Origin of the sequence: Tissierella sp. (genome assembly GCF_032104385.1) — a bacterium.
Taxonomy (GTDB): domain Bacteria; phylum Bacillota; class Clostridia; order Tissierellales; family Tissierellaceae; genus Tissierella.
In genome coordinates this window covers 1-24,150 of the sequence record NZ_DAMCHJ010000025.1, presented here as the reverse complement: position 1 = coordinate 24,150, position 24,150 = coordinate 1, and the positions used below count along the sequence as shown (strand labels likewise).

The 24,150-nt window shown below is 29.6% G+C and carries 23 protein-coding genes and 1 pseudogene; 3 read left to right on the top strand and 21 right to left on the bottom strand.

Going from position 1 to position 24,150, the window contains the following annotated elements:
* From RT714_RS15405 to RT714_RS15325, 17 genes and pseudogenes are all read right to left on the bottom strand, one after another.
* Positions 1-130, bottom strand: a pseudogene (locus tag RT714_RS15405) (serine hydroxymethyltransferase); the annotation flags it as partial.
* A gap of 60 nt (positions 131-190) precedes the next feature.
* The gene (locus tag RT714_RS15400; protein WP_313758842.1) at positions 191-877 is read right to left on the bottom strand and encodes an MgtC/SapB family protein; all 687 of its coding nucleotides are present in this window, start codon (positions 875-877) and stop codon (positions 191-193) included.
* A gap of 57 nt (positions 878-934) precedes the next feature.
* The gene (locus RT714_RS15395) at positions 935-2,137 is read right to left on the bottom strand and encodes a metallophosphoesterase family protein (RefSeq protein ID WP_313758840.1); all 1,203 of its coding nucleotides are present in this window, start codon (positions 2,135-2,137) and stop codon (positions 935-937) included.
* 121 nt (positions 2,138-2,258) lie between these two features.
* Complete coding sequence (locus tag RT714_RS15390) at positions 2,259-3,929, bottom strand: peptide ABC transporter substrate-binding protein (protein WP_313758839.1); 1,671 nt, start codon at positions 3,927-3,929, stop codon at positions 2,259-2,261.
* A gap of 46 nt (positions 3,930-3,975) precedes the next feature.
* Positions 3,976-4,962 (bottom strand): oligopeptide/dipeptide ABC transporter ATP-binding protein, encoded by a 987-nt coding sequence (locus tag RT714_RS15385; RefSeq protein ID WP_313758837.1) that lies wholly within the window; start codon positions 4,960-4,962, stop codon positions 3,976-3,978.
* Positions 4,963-4,978: 16 nt separating this feature from the next.
* Positions 4,979-5,977 carry an ABC transporter ATP-binding protein gene (locus RT714_RS15380; protein ID WP_313758836.1) on the bottom strand — a complete coding sequence of 333 codons (999 nt, stop codon included), beginning with the start codon at positions 5,975-5,977 and terminating at the stop codon, positions 4,979-4,981.
* Between the two features lie 15 nt (positions 5,978-5,992).
* Positions 5,993-7,168: an ABC transporter permease gene (locus tag RT714_RS15375; protein WP_313758834.1), complete on the bottom strand. Its 1,176-nt coding sequence runs from the start codon at positions 7,166-7,168 to the stop codon at positions 5,993-5,995.
* A 25-nt stretch (positions 7,169-7,193) separates the two neighbouring features.
* Positions 7,194-8,126: an ABC transporter permease gene (locus RT714_RS15370; RefSeq protein ID WP_313758832.1), complete on the bottom strand. Its 933-nt coding sequence runs from the start codon at positions 8,124-8,126 to the stop codon at positions 7,194-7,196.
* Positions 8,127-8,414: 288 nt separating this feature from the next.
* Positions 8,415-9,083 (bottom strand): Crp/Fnr family transcriptional regulator, encoded by a 669-nt coding sequence (locus RT714_RS15365; RefSeq protein ID WP_313758830.1) that lies wholly within the window; start codon positions 9,081-9,083, stop codon positions 8,415-8,417.
* Positions 9,084-9,281: 198 nt separating this feature from the next.
* Positions 9,282-10,325 (bottom strand): spermidine/putrescine ABC transporter substrate-binding protein, encoded by a 1,044-nt coding sequence (locus RT714_RS15360; protein ID WP_313758829.1) that lies wholly within the window; start codon positions 10,323-10,325, stop codon positions 9,282-9,284.
* A gap of 1 nt (position 10,326) precedes the next feature.
* Entirely contained in the window at positions 10,327-11,112 is a 786-nt protein-coding gene (locus RT714_RS15355; protein WP_313758827.1) for an ABC transporter permease, read from the bottom strand.
* Positions 11,106-11,945, bottom strand: coding sequence for an ABC transporter permease (locus RT714_RS15350; RefSeq protein ID WP_313758826.1), 840 nt, complete (start codon positions 11,943-11,945; stop codon positions 11,106-11,108). The genes RT714_RS15355 and RT714_RS15350 overlap by 7 nt, the downstream gene beginning before the upstream one ends.
* The gene (gene potA / locus RT714_RS15345; RefSeq protein WP_313758824.1) at positions 11,942-12,982 is read right to left on the bottom strand and encodes a spermidine/putrescine ABC transporter ATP-binding protein; all 1,041 of its coding nucleotides are present in this window, start codon (positions 12,980-12,982) and stop codon (positions 11,942-11,944) included. Before potA ends, RT714_RS15350 begins: the two co-directional genes overlap by 4 nt.
* A 20-nt stretch (positions 12,983-13,002) precedes the next feature.
* Positions 13,003-13,542: a helix-turn-helix domain-containing protein gene (locus RT714_RS15340; protein WP_072977940.1), complete on the bottom strand. Its 540-nt coding sequence runs from the start codon at positions 13,540-13,542 to the stop codon at positions 13,003-13,005.
* A gap of 263 nt (positions 13,543-13,805) precedes the next feature.
* A complete protein-coding gene (gene thiI, locus RT714_RS15335; protein WP_313758822.1) occupies positions 13,806-14,972 on the bottom strand; it encodes a tRNA uracil 4-sulfurtransferase ThiI in 1,167 nt (388 codons plus the stop codon).
* Positions 14,973-14,976: 4 nt separating this feature from the next.
* Positions 14,977-16,131: a cysteine desulfurase family protein gene (locus RT714_RS15330; RefSeq protein WP_313758820.1), complete on the bottom strand. Its 1,155-nt coding sequence runs from the start codon at positions 16,129-16,131 to the stop codon at positions 14,977-14,979.
* 20 nt (positions 16,132-16,151) lie between these two features.
* Positions 16,152-16,754, bottom strand: a complete 603-nt coding sequence (locus RT714_RS15325) for a lactate utilization protein (protein ID WP_313758818.1) — start codon at positions 16,752-16,754, stop codon at positions 16,152-16,154.
* Between the two features lie 394 nt (positions 16,755-17,148).
* On the opposite strand from RT714_RS15325, the gene RT714_RS15320 reads away from it, so the two are divergent.
* Positions 17,149-18,144, top strand: coding sequence for an asparaginase (locus tag RT714_RS15320; protein ID WP_313758817.1), 996 nt, complete (start codon positions 17,149-17,151; stop codon positions 18,142-18,144).
* Between the two features lie 145 nt (positions 18,145-18,289).
* Here RT714_RS15320 and RT714_RS15315 read toward each other — a convergent pair whose 3' ends face one another.
* On the bottom strand, positions 18,290-19,351 hold the full coding sequence (locus RT714_RS15315; RefSeq protein ID WP_313758815.1) for a hypothetical protein: 1,062 nt from the start codon (positions 19,349-19,351) through the stop codon (positions 18,290-18,292).
* A gap of 171 nt (positions 19,352-19,522) precedes the next feature.
* Between RT714_RS15315 and RT714_RS15310 the strand changes: the two genes are divergently transcribed.
* The gene (locus RT714_RS15310; RefSeq protein ID WP_313758813.1) at positions 19,523-20,533 is read left to right on the top strand and encodes a hypothetical protein; all 1,011 of its coding nucleotides are present in this window, start codon (positions 19,523-19,525) and stop codon (positions 20,531-20,533) included.
* A 37-nt stretch (positions 20,534-20,570) separates the two neighbouring features.
* Here RT714_RS15310 and RT714_RS15305 read toward each other — a convergent pair whose 3' ends face one another.
* The 3 genes from RT714_RS15305 to RT714_RS15295 are packed head-to-tail and all read right to left on the bottom strand — an operon-like array spanning position 20,571 to position 22,946.
* Positions 20,571-21,038: a nucleoside recognition domain-containing protein gene (locus tag RT714_RS15305; protein ID WP_313758811.1), complete on the bottom strand. Its 468-nt coding sequence runs from the start codon at positions 21,036-21,038 to the stop codon at positions 20,571-20,573.
* Positions 21,039-21,049: 11 nt separating this feature from the next.
* The gene (locus RT714_RS15300) at positions 21,050-21,460 is read right to left on the bottom strand and encodes a nucleoside recognition domain-containing protein (RefSeq protein ID WP_313758843.1); all 411 of its coding nucleotides are present in this window, start codon (positions 21,458-21,460) and stop codon (positions 21,050-21,052) included.
* A 43-nt stretch (positions 21,461-21,503) separates the two neighbouring features.
* Positions 21,504-22,946: a hypothetical protein gene (locus tag RT714_RS15295; protein ID WP_313758810.1), complete on the bottom strand. Its 1,443-nt coding sequence runs from the start codon at positions 22,944-22,946 to the stop codon at positions 21,504-21,506.
* 130 nt (positions 22,947-23,076) lie between these two features.
* Between RT714_RS15295 and RT714_RS15290 the strand changes: the two genes are divergently transcribed.
* Positions 23,077-24,060 (top strand): ribonuclease H-like domain-containing protein, encoded by a 984-nt coding sequence (locus tag RT714_RS15290; protein ID WP_313758808.1) that lies wholly within the window; start codon positions 23,077-23,079, stop codon positions 24,058-24,060.
* Positions 24,061-24,150: the final 90 nt, after the last annotated feature.

The window sequence follows — 24,150 nt, the reverse complement described above, 5'->3', positions numbered from 1 at the left end:
CTTCCATTACTTGTGGGGTTACAAAGTTTTCTGAAGCTATAAGTTCAATATGTTTTTGTTGCCTGTTTAATTCCATTTCAACAATGTTCATCACTTCAGGGTCATGCTTAGTTAAATTTGAAAAATCCATTTTATTTTACTCTCCTCTCATTATCTTATATATTTTTTAAAATTAGTCCTATACTTAATCTTAATTTTCCTCAATAAATATGGCTTCTAATATTCCATTAATATTATAGATATCTTGGAAAAAGTTATCCAGATTTATGGAAACTGGCAGTCTCACTTTGATACAAGATGTTAGTATATCATTGTTTCTACCATCATCATTTATATTTACAATCCCAATATCAATAATATCAATATTATATCTACCTAGTAAAACTCCAATTTCCCCAATAAGCCCCGTTCTATCAATTGCTGCAATTTCTAAATTTTTATATTTTGTTTTGAATATCCTTTTCTCAAAAGCACTCAATATTCCTAAGGTTAGAAGCACTACAGCTGCCGTTAATAATCCTCCCAAATAATAACCATTCCCAATAGCTAATCCTATTCCAGCACATACCCATAAGCTAGCAGCAGTAGTAAGTCCTTTTATATGGCTTCCTGTTCTTATTATAGTTCCTGCACCTAAGAAACCTATTCCACTTACTACCTGTGCTGCTAATCTTGATGGATCTCCAATTCGCAATCCAGTTTTTAAATCGTAAAATCCATACATAGAAATAAGCATTATCAACGCAGAACCAACACTCACTAAAACATGAGTCCTCAATCCAGCTGGTCTATTATTTGCTTCTCTTTCCATTCCAATTAAACCACCAATTATAGCGGATAATATAATTCTTAATATTATTTCTACATTATCAATCACAATTTTCTACCTCTTTATTGGACTAAGATTCATTTTATAAATCCTTAATAACTCGTTTTAAGAGTTAATATTTAAAATCAGAACTTCTCCTTTTCCATCTATCTTTAATATTTTTGGTGATACATTTCCATAGGCAGTTTCATTGTTTATATTTTCCCCATTATTTAAAATAGCCCCGCTTGAAAAAATTGTAATTAATTTATCACCAAAAAATTTATGATATCCTAGTGGTTCAGCCTGATGTCCACGGACAAAAATATCAAATCCTATTAAATCTCTAAACTCTTTGAAATGCTCTTCAGTAAATCTAAATCTTACATTATCTTCTTTAAGATTCTCATTACTAACAGAAGGGTCACTCCACATCATGTTTTTTATTATGGAGCCATCTAAATAATCTAATATATTCTCATTAGTAAGATCTGAAATACTATTTAAGTATCCGAAGAATTTCCCCTCGCTTTTTCTAGGTCTTGATATTCCTCCATGAACTGCCATTAATACTGTATTCTCATTACATATAAATGAAATATTACTTAAACTATCAAATAAACCTAAATATTTATCAATAATATCAATATTAAAAGTTTTATTTAACTTTGCTAGATTATATAGGTATAGAAGAAACCAATCTTTTTCCAAATCTTTCTCTGGTTTTCTAACCCACATTTTTACTTCTCCATCTATAAAAGAGCCTCCATCATGATTACCTCTTTGAAGAAATATGTTTTCTGTGAATATATATTTTAAGGTTAAAAGACATTGTAAAGTTTTAAGATGCTCTTTTCCTCTATCAACATAATCTCCTAAGAAAATTAACCTAACCTTTTCTTTTCTAAAAACTTTGCTGAAAAAATCAGTTTTTTCTAAAATTCTTTTAAGGCTAATAGTATCCGAATGTATATCACCTATTAAATAATATTCATAATTCATGTCATTAAATGAATATATGTTACAGCCTTTTTTACCATCTTCAAGTTTTGCACTAGCTATTTTGATATTAATGTTTTGTTTAAAAGCTTCTTCATTAATATCACTATTTTCTCTATCATGAATATTGCAAACCTCATTAATTAAAAACTCATGTACTTTGTACATATTTGTTAAATCTTGTTCATTTACATTATCTATTTCTTCCCATACTAGACTAATGGTCTTGAAATAATCATTTATAACTTCATCTACATTAACATATCTATTATTTAAAAATTTAGATTTGGTTTCATTAATGAAGTCTATTACTTTCAAATAATCTCTCAATGTATTTTCACCTTACCTTTTTAATGTGAATCCAAAAAGAAATTTCCTTTAGCAAGTTAAAAAAAATTTCTCCTTTTGGGTTTTATTATAAGCTTAAAATGTATCTTAATCTAATTCTAAATTAATTCTCTATATATACATGATAAAATATTACTCCACCTGTAGGTGTAATTCTAATATCCTTAGCTCTACTACTCAATAGCATGGAAGAAGTACCATAACTTATTGGACAAACTATATGCTCATCAATTATAAATTGTTCTGCTTGATGAAGCAATTCATCTCTTTTGATTAAATCTATTTCTCCTCTTATTTTATTTGCTAATGCATCATATTCTGGATTGCTATAATGAGGATTATTATTATAATCTCCAGTTGCATAAATACTTAAGAATGAAAATGGGAAACGACTTCCATTCCAAGTTGATCTAGCCAGTTGAAATTCTCCACTATGTCTTCTCTCTGATTCTACCTTATATTCAACATTCGTAAGCTCAACTTCAATATTTAAATTTTTCTTCCACATTTCCTGTAACATTTCAGCCATTTGCTTATTTGACGGACTTGCATTATATAAGTATTCTATCTTAGGAAAACCTTTTCCTTCTGGATATCCTGCCTCAGCTAAAGCAGCTTTTGCTCTTTCAATATCACCATTAGGTGGTGACAATGGCCCATTCTTGTCTGCTTCTGTTCTAAAGTCTTTACCAATTGATGTAGCCCCATAAGGTACAAGTCCTGTTGCAGCCTTAGATAATCCTGATACTGAAGCTTCTGCTAATTTTACTTTGTCTATTGCTAGTACTAAGGCTTCCCTAACCTTTTTATTATTTAAAGGTTCTTTATTTACATTAAGTGCAAAAAACGAAAAACTTATTTTCGGTAAAAGATAAAACTCGTCACTTTCCATTGCAAGCCTTGGTATTTCCTCAGACGGAACTCCAGTAAATCCATCTATTTCTCCTGCTTCAAATGCTCTTAATGTAGTTAATCCATCATCAATAAATACAAAACGCAATTGATTTACCATAGCTTTATTAGCCTTATCCCAGTAATTTTCATCTTTTTCTAATACCAATTCCTCATTCATCTTATAACTTTTCATCTTAAAAGGTCCATTAGTTACAATTTTTTCAGGGCTGGTAGTCCAATTATCAGGATTTGCGGCTATTATATCCTCTCTTAGAGGAAAGAAAACTGAGGATGTAAGGTCATATAATACCTCATCTTCTGGAATTGGAAAAGCTAATTCGATTTTTATTGTATAATCATCAGGCATTTCAAACCCTACTTCTGATAATTCAATATCTCCTTTATAATATTTCTCTGCATTTTTTATGATGAAATAATCTCCTGCTTTTGGTACTGCCATTTCGGGACTTAACGCTCTTTTCCAAGAATATAAAAAATCCTTTGTTGTAATTAGTTGCCCGTCTGACCATTTTGCATCTTTTCTTAAATGAAAAGTGTATATAAGACCATCCTCACTAATATCCCATTTTTCAGCTAGAGCAGGTTCAATTTCTAATTTTTCATTTTCTCTGATTAGTCCTTCAAATATATTGTCAATAACTGTATTACCTACACTTTTATTATTAATTTGTGGGTCTAAAGTAGGTGGATCCGTAGAAATACGCCATGTAAATCTCTCTGGTTCTTTAGAATTAGATGCTCCCTTTGTTCCTCCTTCAACAGAGTTATCAGTGATAACATCCGTCTTATTGCCACATCCTGTCAATGCAGTAAAAACTAAAACTATGCACATAACAATAGCTAAATATCTTTTACTCATTAGTCACACTCCCTTTAATTCTTTATATTTGAATATAACTGAAATACTAAATTCGATTATCTTCATTAACTAAATGGCAAGCAACTTTATGCCCCTTAGATACTTGCTTTAATTCTGGTTCTACTTCTTCACAAATACCCTTGGCATATTTACATCTAGTTCTAAATTTACATCCTGATGGTGACGATATAGGGCTAGGTACACTCCCTTGCAAAACTATTCTCTTCATTTTTGCTGAAGCATCAGGATCTGCAATAGGAATTGATGAAAGTAAAGCTTGAGTATATGGGTGTATTGGATTATCATATAGCTCATGACTTTCAGATATCTCAACAATTTTCCCAAGATACATAACTCCTATCCTATCAGATATATACTTAACCATAGCCAAGTCATGGGCTATAAATAAATATGTTAATCCTAGGTCTTCCTGTAAATCCTGCAACATATTTACGATTTGACCTTGAACAGAAACGTCTAAAGCAGATATAGGCTCATCACAAACAATCAATTTAGGATTTAGCATTAATGCCCTTGCTATACCTACCCGCTGCCTTTGTCCACCACTAAACTCATGAGGATATCTGTTAGCAAATTTTTTACTTAATCCTACTCTGGCTAAAGCATCATATACCATATTTTGTTTTTCCGTACCACTAGCTACTTTATAAATCTCTAAAGGTTCAGCTAATATTTCAGATACTGTCATTCTAGGATTAAGACAACCATAAGGATCCTGAAAAATCATTTGCATATCTTTTCTTATATTCCTCATATTCATTTTACTAAGGGTTTGATTCTCAAATATCACCTCTCCATCCGTAGGTTCGTAAAGTTTAATAATCGTCCTTCCTGCAGTTGTCTTTCCGCATCCAGACTCACCTACTAAACCAAATGTTTCCCCCTTTCTTATTTCAAAGCTTACTCCATCAACAGCCTTTAGATAAATTGGTTTTCTAGTAAAAAAACCTTCTTTTATGGGAAAGTATTTTTTCAAATTTTTAACTTGCAATACAATATCTCTATCTTCCATATCAATCCCTCCTTCACTAATTAATTTTAATTGTACTAGGACAATCTTCATGTAATCTCCAACACATTACCTTATGTTCACTAGTAATATCAAAATAAGGAGGCTGATACTTAGAACAGATTTCCATAGCATATTCACATCTTTCCTCATAAGGACATCCAACAGGTGGATTTAACAAATCTGGTGGATTACCATGTATAGTAAATAATCTTTCAGATTTATCTAAGTCTATACTTGGTACTGCTTTTAATAGTCCTTTTGTATATGGGTGTTGAGGATTATAGAAAATGTCCCTCACTGTTCCAATTTCCATTATCAATCCTCCATACATTACAATTACTCTTTGACACAAATCTGCAATTACTCCTAAATCATGGGTAATAAATATTATAGATGAATTAACTTTCGTAGTTAATTCTTTCATCAACCTTAAAATCTGAGCCTGTATAGTAACATCTAATGCAGTAGTAGGCTCATCAGCTATTAATAAATCTGGTTGACAAGACAATGCCATAGCTATTATAACTCTTTGTCTCATTCCACCACTCATTTCATGTGGATAATTGTAAAATCGTTTCTCTGGAGAAGGTATTCCAGCCAATTCAAGCATATTAATTGCTATTTCTTTTGCTTTATTTTTGCTAATCTTTTGGTGTTCCATTATTGTTTCAACTATCTGATTTCCAATTGTATAAACTGGATTTAGAGATGTCATAGGATCTTGAAAGATCATAGATATTTCTTTACCTCTAATTTTTCTCATTTCTCTTTGGTTTTTGAGGGCTAAATTCTGCCCCTTAAAATTAATCTCACCTGACTTTATTTTACCGGGATATTGTAAAAGATTCATTATAGACAATACTGTTACGCTTTTTCCACTTCCAGACTCTCCTACTATTCCTAAAGTTTCACCAGGTTTCACGTCAAAACTAATATTCCTTATAGCTTTTACTTCTCCTAAATATGTGTAGAACGATGTTTCTAAATTTTTAACTTCTAATAGTCTTTCAGTCATTTAGTCACCTCTTCTCTATTTACGTAGTCTTGGATCTAGTGCATCTCTTAATCCATCACCAACAAAATTAAAGGATAAAACCGTCAAACATATTGCCAGTGAAGGAAAAAACAATTTATATGGATGAATCATAAGACTTGGCAAAGCCTCATTAGCAAGAGTTCCCCAAGAAGCTTGAGGTGCAGATACTCCCAGCCCAACAAAACTTAAAGAAGCTTCAGTAAATATTGAATTTGGTATTCTCATAGCTGCTTCTATGATTACTATACCAAGAGTATTTGGTATAAGATGCTTTGTAATTATTCTCCAGGTACTTGCTCCAACGGTCTTAGCTGCAAGAACATATTCACTTTCTTTGAGAGATAAGACTTGTCCCCTTACCATTTTTGCCATGCCAAGCCAAGAAGTTAATCCAATGGTAATCGCAACGGTTTTAACTCCAGAACCAAATATAAGCATCAAAATAATGACATACAGCAATCTAGGTATAGAGCTTAAAATTTCTCTTATTCTCATCATTATCATATCTGTTCTTCCGCCTATAAAGCCAGATATAGCTCCATATAAAACCCCTATAGTCAAATTTGATATAGCAGAAACTAAACCAACTATCATTGATATCCTAGCCCCGTAAATTACCCTAACACATATATCCCTTCCTAAATCATCAGTACCGAATACATATAATTTATTAAAAACCTTTTTATAAACTTTAATTTCTTCACCTTGAGAATTCTTTATCCCATAAGGCTTTTCATTAAAATCAAAAATAACTTCTGTTCCCTCAATATTATATATTCTCTTTTTTTCTTGAATGTTTTCCCTTACATCTGTTACCTTTTCTAGTAATCTTCCATCTTTTGTAACTGTAAAAGCTCCCATAACTGGATCCAGATAAAAATATGTATCTTCATTGAGCTTTCGTATGGGAAATCTTGGTGGTATTGACTTAAAATCAATATTCTGATCAGAATAGTTATAAGGTGATATATAAGAACCAAAAATAGCTACAAGTACTAAAAATATCATTATAAATACACCAAGAACAGATAACTTATTTTGTCTAAATCTTCTTCTTACATCCTGCCAGTGGGTCAAAGATTCGCCTGCTATACTTTGTACCACTTCACGCCTCTCAATCGGTTTCCATAGTTCTGAACTTATTTGAGAGGTTTTATCTATTTTCTCCATACTTGTATTCTCCCTCCCTTTCTAATTATTTATCTATACTAACCCTTGGATCTATAACTACATAGCATATGTCAACTATAAGTACCATAATTAATGAAATCAGAGAAGAAAATATTGTAACACCCATAATCGTGGTATAATCCCTGTTTCCAACTGCCTTAACAAAATAACCACCTACGCCTGGTAAAGCAAATATCTTCTCTATTACAAAAGAACCTGTTAAAGCACTGGCAATATTCCCACCTAAACTTGTTACCATTGGTAGAGATGCATTTCTTAATGCATGTTTATACTTAATCTTTATTTCGCTTAATCCCTTTGCCCTTGCAGTTCTAATATAATCTTGTCCCATAACGTCTAGCATTGATGCTCTATTTAATCTCGTCATTGAACCAATTGAGCCTAATGACATGGCTATACAAGGGAGTACATAACTCTTAAATCCATCATTAATTCCAAATATAGGAAACCAACCTAATTTAAAAGCAAATATATATAAAATCAGAGTAGCCTTCACAAACCCTGGCAGTGTCTTGCCTAAAGTTGTAATAAACATAATTCCTCTATCGAAGTAACTATTCCTTTTTAAGGCAGCTGTTACTCCTAAAGGAACTCCAAATACTATAATCAAAACAATATAAAGAACCGCCATCCTTATAGTAACTGGAAATCCTCTGGCTATTAATTCTGTTACTGTTCTTCCTTCATAAGCATATGAAGGTCCTAAATCAAATCTTACTATGCCTTTTAAAAAATCAAAATATTGTTTAGATATAGGTTCATTAAGATGGTATTTTTCTAATATTGCCCTTTGCACTGCTGGCGACATCCATTGATCTCCATCTTCAATGCTAAAGGGTCCACCAGGAACAGCATGCATTAGAAAAAACGTAATTGTTATAATAATCCATAAGGTAAAGATTAAATAGCCTATCCTTTTTATAATATACTTTGCCATAACCCCTATAGTTAATATACAAAAAAAATATTAACTAATTTCACCTCCCATTTTGATTAATAGTGTTTTGTAACTACTCCATTTTCTATAACCATCACCCCTTTGAATTTAATATTCATTATATTTTTAGAATTATTAATTAATATTATGGTCTATATTTATATTTATTTCTGTGTTCCACACTACATTGTTAAATTATTTTGTTAAATATATTAGGCTCTTAAATATTTGCAAAATAAATACCTATCACAAAAGTTCAATTTACTTTTATGATAGGTATTTATTTTTTTATTTCCATGTTACATATTTTAACAATCCTTCTATATCTTGTATTGTGATTTGGTCACCATTGATTTTTATTAAATTTTTATCTTGAAATTCACTTAAAGCCTTAGTTACCGTAGCCCTTGAACATCCAAGTATCTTAGAAATTTCCTCATGTGTAAATCGCTTTCTTATTTTTACGTCTTGATCACCTATTGACCCCTCTTGATAAAACCATCTAATCAAAGTGTCAGCTACCTTTCCATTAGAATCACCAAAAGTCATATTTACCATTACAGACATTAATATTCTTAGCTTTCTTATTAGATTGTAAATAATATATCTATGTATTTCTGGATTTTCCAAAAAAATTTGCTCTAATTGCTCTTCATCTAATATTGATATTTCGCTATCTCTTGTGACTTTTACTACTAGCTCACTTCTACACTCTTCAAAATATTCTAACTCCCCAAACACCCCACCGCCACTAACAAAATAGAAGATTTTTTCTCCACCTTCTATACTATAGAATGAATAACAAATTCTTCCTTTTGTCACTATGTAAAATTTTTTATCCTGTATTTCTATTATACTGTTTTTCGGATATTTTTTGATAATTCCCTGTTTACTAATATCTAAGAAAGCCTTTTTCATTACCCCATCTCTGTCCATATCAAAAAAAGCCTTATACATTTTATCACCCCATTTAAATATCCCTTGGTCATATTATATCATTTCTCGACACTTATTTGTCGAAGTATTTTCATTATCCTGTGATAGACATTGTAAATTAATTCTCATTTCTCTCATAATTTCTTGACTTCTCTGTTCTTAAAATCAACCATAAAAAATACTGGATTGCAACTTTCTGCTGTAATCCAGTATTTTTTATTATTCTCCTGACATTATTTCAGTCCATATTCTATCATATTCTTGTATGATATCCATTGGATCTTTAAATATTTCAGTATTTTTGATTTCTTCATCAGAAGGATACGCAACTTTAGAATTCTTTATATCATCTGGTAACATTTCTATTGCCTTTGGTATAGGAGTTGAATATCCTATATAATCTGTATTTCTTGCTGCAATATCTGGTCTACACATAAAATTAATAAAAGCCTCAGCACCTTCCTTATTCTTTGCTGTACTTGGTATCACCATACTATCAAACCAAAGATTTGTTCCTTCCTTTGGTATTGCATACTCTAAATCTGGATTATTCCTAATCATAGCTACTGCATCTCCTGACCATACTACAGCCAAAGCTGCATCTCCACCTACCATAGCATCTTTCACTTCGTCACCTTGATAAGCATATACTAATGGTTTTTGCTTAATTAATTCTTGTTTTGCTTCTTCTAATTCCTTTACATCCCTTGTATTCATAGAATATCCAAGTTTTAATAATGCAACTGCAAGGGTATCTCTTTGGCTATTTAACATAATTATTTGTTCCTTATACTTTTTATTCCATAAAATATCCCAACTATCTACTACATCATATACCATTGTTTTATTGTAGATGATACCCACTGTGCCCCACATATAAGGTACAGAATATTCATTTGTTGGATCGAAATCCAAATTAAAGAATTTATCATCTACATTGCTTAGATTAGATATATTATTCTTATCTAATTTAGCAAGCATGTCTTCTCTTATCATTCTTTCAATCATATAATCAGACGGAAATATTACATCATAGCTGCTTCCGCCCTGCTTTAATTTTACATATAAGTCCTCATTAGTTGCAAACATACTATAATTTACCTTAATATTATATTCTTCTTCAAAATCTTTAATTACATCTTTATCTATATAATCTCCCCAATTATATACATTAATTGTTGGTCTTTTATCCCCGCACCCAACTGAAACAATTCCGATTATAACTACAAGTAAAATCACTACCTTTGATTTTATTCTTTTCAAATTAAGCACCTCTTTCCATTTCACTTTTTTCTGTTCTCTTATTTATTATTAACAACATTATCATTAGGCTAACAAACATTAAAGTTGACAATGCATTTATTACAGGATTTATTCCACGTCTGGTCATAGAAAATATTTCAATACTTAAATTGGAAACACTATTCCCTGTATTAAAAAAAGATACAACAAAATCATCTACTGATAGTGTAAATGCCATTAGTCCACCTGTTATTATACCTGGCATTATCTCAGGTATAACTACCTTTCGTAGGGCATAAAATGGTGTTGCTCCAAGATCCATAGCTGCTTCAGCTAAGTGTTTGTTCATCTGCTTTAATTTAGGCAGTACAGATAGTATCACATAAGGTGTACAAAATGTCACATGGGATAAAAGCATGGTAGCAAACCCAAATTCTATTCTTAGAAATCTAAATAAGGCCATAAGGGATACTGCCGTAACTATATCAGGATTTAATACTGGAATATAATTTAAGTTTAAAATTATTTTTTTATTTAAACCTGGCATATTATAGATACCAATCGCAGCAAATGTGCCTATAACTGTAGATATAATTGCGGAAAGTACTGCTACCAGTAAAGTATAATAAAGAGCTTTTAAAATTTCTGCATCCTTAAATAATTCTATATACCATTTTAGTGTAAAACCAGCCCATACTCCTCTTGATTTAGAGTTATTGAAAGAAAATACTATTAAAACAATGATGGGGGCATATAGAAATGAAAATATCAAAAATGTATATAGTTTTTTTATTCCTTTATTTACCATAATCCCCCACCTCCACCTTCTTTTTCCTTATCAAATTTTGATGTAAGAGCCATTGTTATAAGGATAAATACCATCAATATTATAGACATTGAAGAACCAAAATGCCAATCTCCTGTCCATCTAAATTGTTGCTCTACAAGATTTCCAATTAAATTATATTTATTTCCCCCCAACAAGCTTGATATTATAAATGTACTTACAGCTGGTATAAATACCATGGTTATACCTGTTATAATTCCTGGAATACTAAGTGGAAGTATAACCTTTCTAAATACTTTAACCTTATTAGCACCTAAGTCCTCTGCTGCTTCAATTAAACTATTATCTATTTTAGTCAATATTGAATAAATAGGTAAAACCATAAATGGTAAAAAATTATACACCATCCCAAGTAAAACTGCCTTATCATTATACATTAACTCAAGTGGTTTAAATCCCAATTTTGTAACTAAGAAATTTATAAACCCATTTCTACCAAGTAAAGTAAGCCATGCATAAGTTCTTAATAAAAAGTTCATCCACATAGGTATAACAAACATTAAAATCATAATATTCCTTTTTCTGATTTTTTCTTTTGAGATAATAAATGCCATGGGATACCCAAGTATTAAACAGATAACTGTTGAAATAAATGCTAAGTTAACTGAACGACCCAATACCTTTAAATATGTTGGAGTGAAAAACCTTTTAAAATTATCTAAGCTAAACTGAAATGTAGAAAAGTTTTGGCTATCTCCCTTAGTAAAAGCAAAGTACATTATGAGTAAAAGTGGAATTACAATAAATATAACCATCCAAAGAATATAGGGATACGCCACCTTCTTCATTTTCATTCTTCCCTCACCTTCTTCATTATATGAATATTTTCAGGTAATATCATCATTCCTATTTCAGTTCCCACAGGCTTCATTATAGTACTGTGTATCATCCAATCAAGATCATTAGATTTAACTATCATTTCATAATGAACTCCTTTAAATGTTACAGAATCAACTACTCCTTTCAGTTTCCCAGACTCTAACGAAACTATTTCAATATCCTCTGGTCTTATTACTACTTCTATTTCTTCATCCTTGTCAAATCCTTTATCTACACATTGGAAATTTTCTCCAGAAAATTCAACTAAAAAGTCTTCATGCATAATTCCATTTATAATATTGCTTTCACCAATAAACTCCGCAACAAATGCATTTTTAGGCTCATTGTATATATCAACAGGTGTACCAATTTGTTGAATTTTTCCCTTATCCATTACAACTATTGTATCGGACATAGTTAATGCTTCTTCTTGGTCATGTGTAACATATATAAATGTTATACCTACCCTCTTTTGCATATTTTTTAATTCCATTTGCATATCTTTTCTAAGTTTCAAATCCAATGCTCCCAGGGGTTCATCTAACAAAAGAACTTTAGGCTCATTTACCAATGCTCTAGCTATGGCTATCCTTTGCTGTTGTCCACCACTTAATGAAGTAATTGTCCTATTTTCAAATCCTTGAAGATTCACAAGTCTTAACATTTCTTTAACTCTTTTACTAATTTCATCTTTTGGTATCTTTTTTATCTTTAATCCAAAAGCAATATTATCATATACATCTAGATGTGGAAAAAGAGCATATTTTTGAAATACTGTATTTATCTGTCTCTCATAGGGCGGTAGTCCTGTAATATCTTTTCCTTCAAATAAAACTGTACCTTTAGTTGGTTCCTCAAATCCACCTATTATTCTAAGGGTAGTTGTCTTACCACAACCACTTGGCCCTAAAAGTGTTAAAAATTCATTTTGTCTAATATATAAATTGATATTTTCTAAAACTGTAATTCCGCCAAATTCTTTTCTAATATTTTTTAATTCTATAGCGTGCATTTTATTCCCCCCCATTATCTTTAAAAACTAGGCGGTGTACTCACCCAAATAATTGAGGCCTTTGTCTTGCCTTCATTTGATATATAATGATTAGAATTAGCCTTATAATAAAAACTTTCTCCTTTTCTAACCTTATACTTTTCTCTGCCTATATTAACAAAAATACTTCCATTTATTACATATCCAAATTCTTCACCTTCATGAGGTGTATCTTCCTTTGACTGTCCTCCAGGCTCTAGTTCTAGAAGAATTGGTTCCATCTTATTTTTCTGTGCATTAGGTACGATCCACTTTAAAACATATTTTAATTCTTCATTCTCTGTTTCAAAAGCATCATCTTTTGAAAAAACTATTTTTTCATCAACAGATTCATTAAAAAACTCTTGTAAATTCGTCCCAAGTCCCTCTAAGATATCAACTAAAGTGGCTATTGAAGGAGAGGTTAAATCTCTTTCTACTTGAGATATGAATCCCTTAGTCAACTCTGACCTATCAGCTAACTCTTCTTGAGTAAGTGAATTCTGTATTCTCAGCCTTCTTATTTTGTCACCAATTTTCATAAATACGCCCCCTGTATTACTAACTATATATTAAATAATTAGTTTATCTTTACTAAACTTTTTTTCCAACTATCATATTATAGTCAAAATCCACAATAAAAGTCAATAGCTTTTTATAATTTTTATTTGTCTTTTATCTTTGTATTATACTCACTTATATAGTATATAGAATATTTCAAGTTTAATATACTAAGTTTTTTGTATAAAAGAAATAAACTAGCATTAAATGCTAGTTTATTCAAATAAATTATTAAATTCATTTATTATTCTATTGTAGTTATTGTCATGCTTTCTATTGCCTTATCAATAAGATAATCTATATCCAATGCTTCCTCTGACCTTTCAATATCTTCTATCTTTGGCTTTGTAACTGGATGCTTAGGTAAGAAAACTGTACAACAATCCTCAAAAGGAAGAGTAGATGTTTCAAAGGTTTCTATATCTTTTGCAATCTCTATAATGTCTATTTTATCCAGTCCTATTAAAGGTCTAAATACAGGTAATTTCACTGCTGCATTTGTTACACTAATACCTTCAATTGTCTGACTAGCTACCTGACCTAAGCTCTCCCCAGTTATTAAAGCATTTAATTTTTGTTTTTCAGCTATTCCTTCAGCTATTCTCATCATAAATCTTCTAGATAAAATCGTCATTTCCTTCTCTGGACATTTGGCATTTATTTCTTTTTGAATGTTTAATAGATTTACACTGTACATAGTTATTTTACCAGTATATTTAGATAGAATAGAAGCCAAATCTTTAACCTTTTCTTCAGCCCTTTCAGATGTAAAAGGATAGGAATGATAGTGAACTGCTGATATCTCAACCCCTCTTTTCGCCATCAAAAATCCAGCTACTGGGCTATCTATACCTCCGGATAAAAGCAGTAGACCTTTACCATTAGTACCTATTGGCATACCTCCATATCCTTTAATCTTATCTGCATATATATATACATTTTGTTTTATATCAATATATATTAATGTATCTGGATTATGGACATCTACACTTAATTCATTAAAAGTTTTGAGTACAACCCCACCCATCTGCCTAGAGAAATCTGGAGACTTTATTGGAAAGTTTTTATCTGCTCTATTAGTATCGACTTTAAATGTTTTTATCTTATCCTTTTCAATCTTACATTTTACCATTTTAAGTACAGCTTTTTCAATAACTTCTACATCTTTTCCAACTCTAATACATGGACTTATATATACAAGTCCAAATACTTTTCTCAATCTATTAATCATCTGCGGAAATTTAGTTTCTTCTGCTTCTATATAAATTTTTCCCTGTTCTTTATATATTTTTTCAAATCCTAAATCTTTTATTGATCTTCTCATGTGCTTAATTAATTGGTCTTCAAAATATTTTCTATTTAATCCTTTTAAAGCAATCTCACCTAAACTTACAGATAGCACTTTATCCACTCAATCACCTCATAGTTATTTGTCTAATTTCAGATACTGACTCCTTAAGTATCTGAACTGTATATTCAATATCTTCAATAGTATTTTCATATGAAAAGCAAAATCTTATGGCTCCTTCTATCTCTTCATTCTTTAGGCAGATACTTTTAAGCACATGACTCTTTTCTGTACCTTTAGATGAACATGCTGAAGAAGTGGATACATAAATATCTTTATCCTCTAAGTAATGTAAAAGTACCTCCCCCCTTACATGATTAAAAGATATATTTAATATATATGGAGAAGAACTTTCATCTAATGAAGTATTAAGTCTTATATCTTGGATCTCTTCTTTCACCCTATTTGCAAGATATTCTTTAAGTTTAAACGCATGCTTGGATTCATACTCGAAATTCTTTGTCATTATTCTTACAGCCTCACCAAATCCAATAATACCAGTCAGATTTTCAGTTCCTGATCTTAATCCTTTCTCTTGGTTTCCTCCAAAAACTATAGGAGAAAGAATATGTTTTTTATCTATATACAAACCACCTATTCCCTTTGGTCCATAAATCTTATGTCCACTAAAGGAGTAGCTATCTATACCCCATGCTTTCAAGGATAAACCTACTTTCCCAAATCCTTGAACTCCATCAACATGTAATAATGTACTGGGGTTTACTGAATTGATAATCTTTTTTATTTCTGCTATAGGCTGTATAGCTCCTATTTCATTATTAACATGCATTACAGATACTAGAATAGTATCTTTTCTAATAGAATTTTTCAATTCTTCCAAAGATATATAACCAAGGCTATCCACATTTAGATAAGTAATATCAAAACCTTGAATTTCATAGTTTCTCATTATGTTTAATACGGAAGAATGTTCTATCTTCGTAGTAATTATATGTTTACCTCTCTTGCTAAATTTATTTACAATACTTTGAATAGCTATATTGTTGCTTTCTGTACCTCCAGAAGTAAAATAAATCTCATTATTATCTACATTCAAATATTTAGCAATATATTCTCTAGCTTCTTTTATTTTTTTTTCCGACTTCATACCAAGTCTATGAAGAGATGAAGGATTACCAAAATCCTTCTCCATACTTTCACTAACAATATTTATAACTTCTTTCCTTGGTTTTGTAGTGGAACAATTATCCAAATAAATCAAATATTATACACCTCTTCTAATTAGTATCCCAATTCTTCATCTACCAAATAAATATGAATATTAGTTGCTCCAGGTTTTTTATGGATTATAACTTCTGTTTTACAAATTCTTTGTGGTGAATCACAATCCATACATTTTCCAGTATAAGTACAAGGAGTACTAAGATTTAGTCGTTTAGCATTCATTGGTGCAGCAATGTTTCTAATTCTTTCTATAGCTTCGTTATAATCTTTACATATTTTATTTCTTCCGACAACTATATATACATCTTTATGTCCATAAATCATAGATGCAACTCTATTACCATTTCCATCCATATTCACAAGCTTACCGTCCATAGTCAAAGCATTGGTACTTGTAATATAAGTATCTGTATTTATAGCTTTTGTAACTGCGTTTTCAACATCCTTTTTCCAATGCCAATAAACTTTATTACCATTATCTTTTAAATCCTCATATATTCCCATATCTTGAATTGTCACAGAACCACCTATACCTATAGATTCTTCTTTTCCTATTTGAGATAGTAGTTCTTCTCTTGCTTCCAAAGTGCTATTAAATATCTTTACTATAAAACCATTTTTTGATAATACCTTTTCTAATTCCAAAAATCTATTATCCATTTTTAAATCCTCCTATATTAACTATATCCTATTATACTATTATACAAGATTTATATATTATATTAAAGCCAAATTATAAATCTAAAATACAATATAGAGTAATTTCAGCATTATGTAAACCTTATGTCGTAAAATGAATTTTTTAAAAAAACCCTTGCATATTTTGTCGGTATTTGCTATAATTTATATGTGGTTATCCCCCTGGTAACCTCAAATAAGATCTCTATTCCCAATACCCCTTTTGAACGGTTTATTTACATCCAAAACGGGTGAAGACTCCATTAGGAGTCTTTTTTTTATGTAATTATTTCCCCTTTATATTTTATAGTATCTTAAAGTATGCTATATTAATATTGTACTTAAATTTTAATATAATTAATTGGAGGTATATAATATGTCTAATAAAAATAAGGTAGCTATAATATTTACTGGTGGTACTATTTCTATGAAAATTGATCCTCGTATTCATGCTGCTATACCTGCATTAACTTCAGAAGAAATTATTAGTATGGTTACAAACATCGAAAATTTTTCTGAAATTGAAGTAATTAACTATGCAAATATACCTAGCCCTCATATTACTCCATCTATGATGATGGAAATAGCTGATTTAGTCAAACAAACCATAACTAGAGATGATATTACAGGTGTCATAGTAACCCATGGTACAGATACTCTTGAAGAAACTGCTTATCTTCTTGATTTAATAATTAAAACAGAAAAACCTATAGTAGTAGTCGGTGCCATGAGAAATAGTTCTGAACTTGGATATGATGGTTCCAGCAATCTTTCTGCTGCTTTATGTACTGCCATCTCTAATAAGGCTAGAAATAAAGGTGTTTTAGTAGTAATGAACAATGAAGTAAATGCTGCTAGCGAAGTTACTAAGACTAATACATTATCTTTAGATACTTTCAAGTCTCCAGAATTTGGTCCCTTGGGAATTGTAGATAATGATGAAGTTATATTCTACAGAGACATGATATCCCACCAATTCATTGATACTAATATTATAGAAGAAAAAGTAGGATTAATAAAATCTGTTCCTGGTATGGAATCGGATATATTGGATTTTTACATAAACTCTGGATATAAGGGTATAGTTATTGAGTCCCTAGGTAGAGGAAATCTTCCTCCTCAAATGATATCGGGTATTAAAGAGGCAATTAGTCAAAATATTCCTGTAGTCATGGTATCTAGATGTCCTACAGGTAGAGTTTTGGACTCCTATGGATATGAAGGAGGAGGTAAACATTTACGTGAATTAGGTATAATCTTTGGAGGTAATTTGCCAGGACAAAAAATAAGAATAAAACTTATGCTTGCCTTAGGGTCAACAAAAGATATGCATAAAATTAAGGAAATAATAGAGCAAAATCTATTTAACTAATAATCTTAAAGGAAAAAGGTTTATTATAGCCTTTTTCCTTCCTTTCTATATCTTCCTCTAGTTTTATAATTTAAAAATTTTTCAATTTCAATTATATTATCTTCCAATTCCTTAACCTTTTCTTCCAATCTATTTATTACTATTTCTAAATTCTTGGAATACTCATGAGCTTCTTTTTTTTTACGGGAACTTCTACAACATTATCTAAAGGTCCAAAACCCATAAATCTTATTTCTGGGTATATACTGCCAAAAGAATATTGTAGCTGAACATCATCCTTTGGAGTTATGGTTAAATACTTATATCTAACAAAGTCTATATCCCTTGATTCATTCCACATATATAAGATTTGTTCCCAAGATTCACCCTTATCTTCACTGCATCTACTCATTATTTTATTTAATTCTACCCAAGTAATCCATAGCTTATTTTGAAAAAATATTATATTTGGATGAGATGAACTTCCCTCATTTGATATAGTTTCCTCATTATATCTTATATATTTTCCATTATCATAATGGAACTTATTATATTTTATTACTAAATTACCAAAACTATATTCACAATAAATTAAATGAATAATATCATCCATTATACATATATCTAAGAACAGTTTATCATTTTCTGTATCAACTAAAACACTCTTACTACTCCACTCTAATTTATCAACACTAAATTCCTTCAATTCTATTACCTTATTGTTGCTATAATATGACAATAAAATATTATTATCAGTTTGAATTAATTTAATAGGATTCAGAACCTTATTTACAGTAATTTCTCCCACCATATAATCATTCCACTTGTTTCCCTTATAATAATAATGATGAATCTTATATTTTTCTTCAACATCTAATGCCTTTATTAAATAAAATATATGAATTACTTCATCCTTTATTATAATATTTAAATCAAATACTTCTGGTAATCCATCTAATGTAAGCTGTATTTCTTCTTTTTTCTTTTCTCCTAATATATTCAAAATAAGATGTCCTTCTTTATTTTGGTATAATATATAAATATTATTTTTCAAATCAATAGCTATATCATATTCTTCAAGTGCATCTTTAACTATAATCTCTTTGCTATTAATATTTATATCACTTGTAATTCTTTCTAATAAAATATCTTCCTTTGATTTTCTAAATAGCATAATATTGTTCGAGTCCATTTCAGCAATAGTCCATTTATCAGTATAAAAAGTCATTTAAACACCACCTTTTTATCATTCTTAATAAAATATTAAACTTTCTCTCTATTAATAGATATTATCTTTCTATGTCTTATATTCCCATTTTTATTTGTAACAGAATAATAACCAATAGAATATATTATCAGTGAGAAGAGAAAATATCTTATTTAAAAAGGAGGAAATATAATGCATTCAAATATATTACCAGAAGAACTTAATCAAAATATTACTGATAGATGTTGTGTTGGAACTACAGGTTGTGAATGGGATGGTACCCTAAGAAGAGTAGTAACTGAACCTATATTTGTACAAAAAGTTTATGATGCAACTCTTGTGAACTTACAAGCTTTAAGTACTGTTAGCAATGTAAGATTTACACCAAATTTACCCCAAGGTTCAAGAATCATAAGAGTTTTAGATATTAGATGCAGAAGATTTTTTAATCCTGCTAATATAAATGACCCTCGCAATTTAGTTGTAAATCCAGAAACAGTTCTTTCAGGTGGAGAATTTGTTAGAGATGCACAAGGTAATTTTGTAGAAGTAGTAGGACCAGATGGAATTCAAAATCAAAAACTAATATTTGCTGATACAACTGTATGTGATGATGAAGGTAGAGGTACTCCAGTATTTGGTACTCAAAGAATTTGCCTAAGAGGAAATGTTTTAGTAGAAATTGATGTTTTAGTTTTAAGTGCCAATGGAAGAAGAAGTACTGTTACATTATCAGCTAATGTTCCTATCGCACCAGCTAATTCACCTATAATACTAACTAACTTTTTCGAGCTATGTATACCTTCAGTATTTAATTCTGCCTTCTTCCCAAGATTTGCCGAATTCTGTAATATCTTATGTGAAACAAGACTAGGTACCAATAGTATTGCTAGAGATATACGTATAAATCCAGAAACTGGAGAAGTAAGAATAGATTTAATCATTGCAATTTGTATATCTTGTGAAAAGAAAATAATAGTTCCAGTTCAATTGTGTGTACTTTCAACAGGATTTACTGAACTATCCCCAGAAACTTCACCAATTTGTACAACATTCCCAACTTTATTCCCAAGACAAATCGATGAAGATAGTATAGGTGGAATTGAAGACCCAGGAAAACCTAATCGTCCTGGTTGCAGAAGAGGATTTAGAGCCCTAGACACAGAAGAATTTGTTGAAGAAATAGACGTAGATATTGAATAAAAATAGAAGAGGTGCTTATCTATCAGCACCTCTTTTATTATCCTTTAATCAAATTACCACTAATCTCCATTTTCTTTAATATTCTCGATGCAAATAAAGAAATAATTACTGCTACTCCCACTCGTACACTCAGTAAAAACCAAAGATTAGCCCCCACTACTACAAATAATAGTGTATCTTCAATCACTGCATGACAAGCGATTAAGAATATCATTAAGGTATATAAGTCTTTTCTACTTAGATTATTCTCTTCTGCACTCTCTATAATAACTCCAGCACCATAAGACAATCCAAATATTAATCCTATAATTAAAGGAAAAACAGCTACATTGGATATATCAAAAAAATTAGCAATAGGCTCCAGCTTTCGAGATAATTTATCCAATATTTTTGAATCCTTAAGAATTTCCATAAATATCATCAATGGAATAACAATTTTAGCCATTGTAATTACTGATCCCAATGCCCCCATAAAACTGTCTTTAATATATAACCAAAAATTCATCTATTTCACTCCTATAAAAGAATATTTAATATTAATCCGGAAACTATTGCCAATGCAAGTCTAATACTTATTACAACAAATAAATTCACTCCGGTTTTTTTAGCAACAGCTGTTTCTAAAAATAGGCTATGAGAAAATGATAGCATAATTGCTAAGATAGTTATTTGTTTAATATCCAAAGTTAAACTTGTAATTGCACCTATTCCTGCATATAAATTAATACAATTCCCCAATACAAGAACTAAAGATGCTTCTCCAGGCAGCCCTAATAATTTCATAGCAGGTTCAAACCACATTGAAATCATATCTAATATTGGTGTCATCTTAAGAAAGGTAACAAAAAAATATACAGGAACTACTATTTTTGTCAATTTCCATAAGGTAATTAACCCCTTTTTAAATCCCCTTATTGTACTATCCATACTCACTTATATCAACCTCTTCTTATTAGAAAATATTATATCTTTACTGCTCATTTATAAAGTCTTGTAAGAAATAAAGTAAATAATCTATAGTAAAATTAATTTCTTCCTTAGGTAAGACTTTATTATCTAAGGAATATCTAATATAGTTATTAAATTCCTCAATACCATTAAAAGGTAATTCTATTTCAGATAATAATGTCCTCATTCTAACTTTTCTTTCAACATTACCCATTTTAGACAAGGACCTATTAATATACTGTATTAAAGAATCAACAATTTGTTCTAAATACTCTTGTGTAATCTGTATATCATCCTCTGAAAACAATATTTTATTATCTAATAATTTGGTATCATTGTAATAAGTAAGTATTTTTTTAGTATAAAGTAAATCTTCATCTAACTCAACATAGCTAAAGTTTTCTCTTTTTAATGCCTCAGAGTTTAAAATATTAAATTCTTCTAAATCCATAAATATATCTTCTTCTATTTTTTTTATTCCTTTTTCAATTATACTATTAAGTTTATCTATACTTTCTTTGTTTTCATTTGTTATGGTTTCCATCCATCTTTCATGTATTCCTCTAATTTCCTCAGATATTGAAATATCCTTTTCCAAAGTAATGACTATAATCATATTGCTTATCAAACCTAATCTCAATATATAGTCGAATATTTCATTGATTTCTTTAGTCAAATTAATTATTTCTTTTACTATAGTATCTAATTCATCTAAGTCTTTATCTGATAATTTTATATTTCGTAATTTTTGTATTTCTCTAAAATAATAGTCAAATTTGGTTCCATATCCATCTCTTATAGAACTGTCAAACTGTTTTTTGTATTCATTAATTTGAGTTTCAACCTGTACTTTTGTATATAATCTTAAATTTCTCATTATAGTATCTTTAAGTATATCAAAGTAATTTTCTTTTACTAATCTCATAGGGAGTGTTAAAACTACCTGTGAAATAATATAAATATATTTATAATAATCATCTTTTAACTTATTTAAGATATCATTTATTATAGCAATTAGTTCCTCTACTCTATTAATATTATAAGGTATATTTTCATAATCTTTTTTAGACAATATCTTAATCCCATACTGATCAACTAATTCTCCTATATAAGACAACTCTATACTATATCCATCTATAATTGAAGATAATTCGTAGATTTCTTCTCTGATAGACATTATTTCATCTAATTGTAAATCTTTTTTTTCATCTAATTCATATATAGACTTATTCAATAAATTTATAGATTTATTTATGTAATAATCTAATGCATTAAGTTCACTAATTAATCCCTTATTCTCATTTTGATTCCTATCTTTTAACATATTTTTAAGTATATTTATTCCATTAAAAGCATTTAAATAACTAGATTCCTTTATAAGTTTAAGCTGTTTTTTATTTAAGAATATAATATTATCTCTTATTTCTTCATTAGACATCTTAGCAACATCTTCTATATTAATCATAATTCATCTTATCTCCTTTCGATCTTAAAATTCTTCTATATACAAGCTTTGATTTTATATCTGTTTAAAGGTATAATGGAAATATCAACATCATTATTATAACATAATGAAAGCTTAGGGTGAATTATTTATGGAAACTATAACTAATATAATTTCTCATTCTTTAAATATACAAAATTATTTTGGCATCAATAAAGTGGGTTTTATTGATATTGAAACTACTGGATTAAATAGAAATAGCAATATGATCTATTTAATAGGAGTTTTGTTTTTTGATTCTAATGCTGGAACTTGGACACTAAATCAATATTTTGCTAACAGTATAGATGAAGAGCAAACTTTACTAGAAGAGTTTATAAATAATATCTGTGATTTTGATAGAATTATTACTTTTAATGGAGAATCCTTTGATTTACCATTTATAGAGTGCCGCCTAAAAAAATATGGAATTGATTATATCTTTGATAAAACAAAATCCTTTGATTTATATCAAATAGTCAAAAAAAATAAGTACTATCTAAATCTCCCAAATTTAAAGTTAAAAACTATTGAACTCAGTCTAGGATTTAACAGGGAAGATAAATACTCTGGTTATGATTGTATTGGTTTTTATTACAATTATATAAAATCTAAAAATATATCACTGAAAGAAAATATACTAAAACATAATTATGATGACCTCGCCCATATGTTAGATATAATTAAGATATTAGACATATTAGAGGATAAAAAAAGTTTCTATATTAATTTACACAACAAATCTATAAAATTTACCATTGAAAATATGGGAATAAAAGGCGATATGTTAAATATTAGTGGCTTTTTAAATCATCCCTTAATAAAAAATATAAAACATTATAATGAAATTTATAATGTTAGTACTAAAAACCTTAACGAATTTGATATATATATAGAAGTAAAACGCGGTTATATAACCAAAGAAGAACAATGTATATATATAGATACTTCTGAATTTGATAAACTTAATAATCTAAATGATACATTAGATTGTAAATTGCCATCTAATATTTTTATATTGATCATTGAAAAAAAATATTGTATTAATAATATTAAAAATTTACTTATAGAAATTTTCAAAGATATATTTAAATAATAAATAAAAAAACAGACACCTTGGTCTGTTTTTTTTGGTGGGCCTTCAGGGACTCGAACCCCGGACCTACCGGTTATGAGCCGGGCGCTC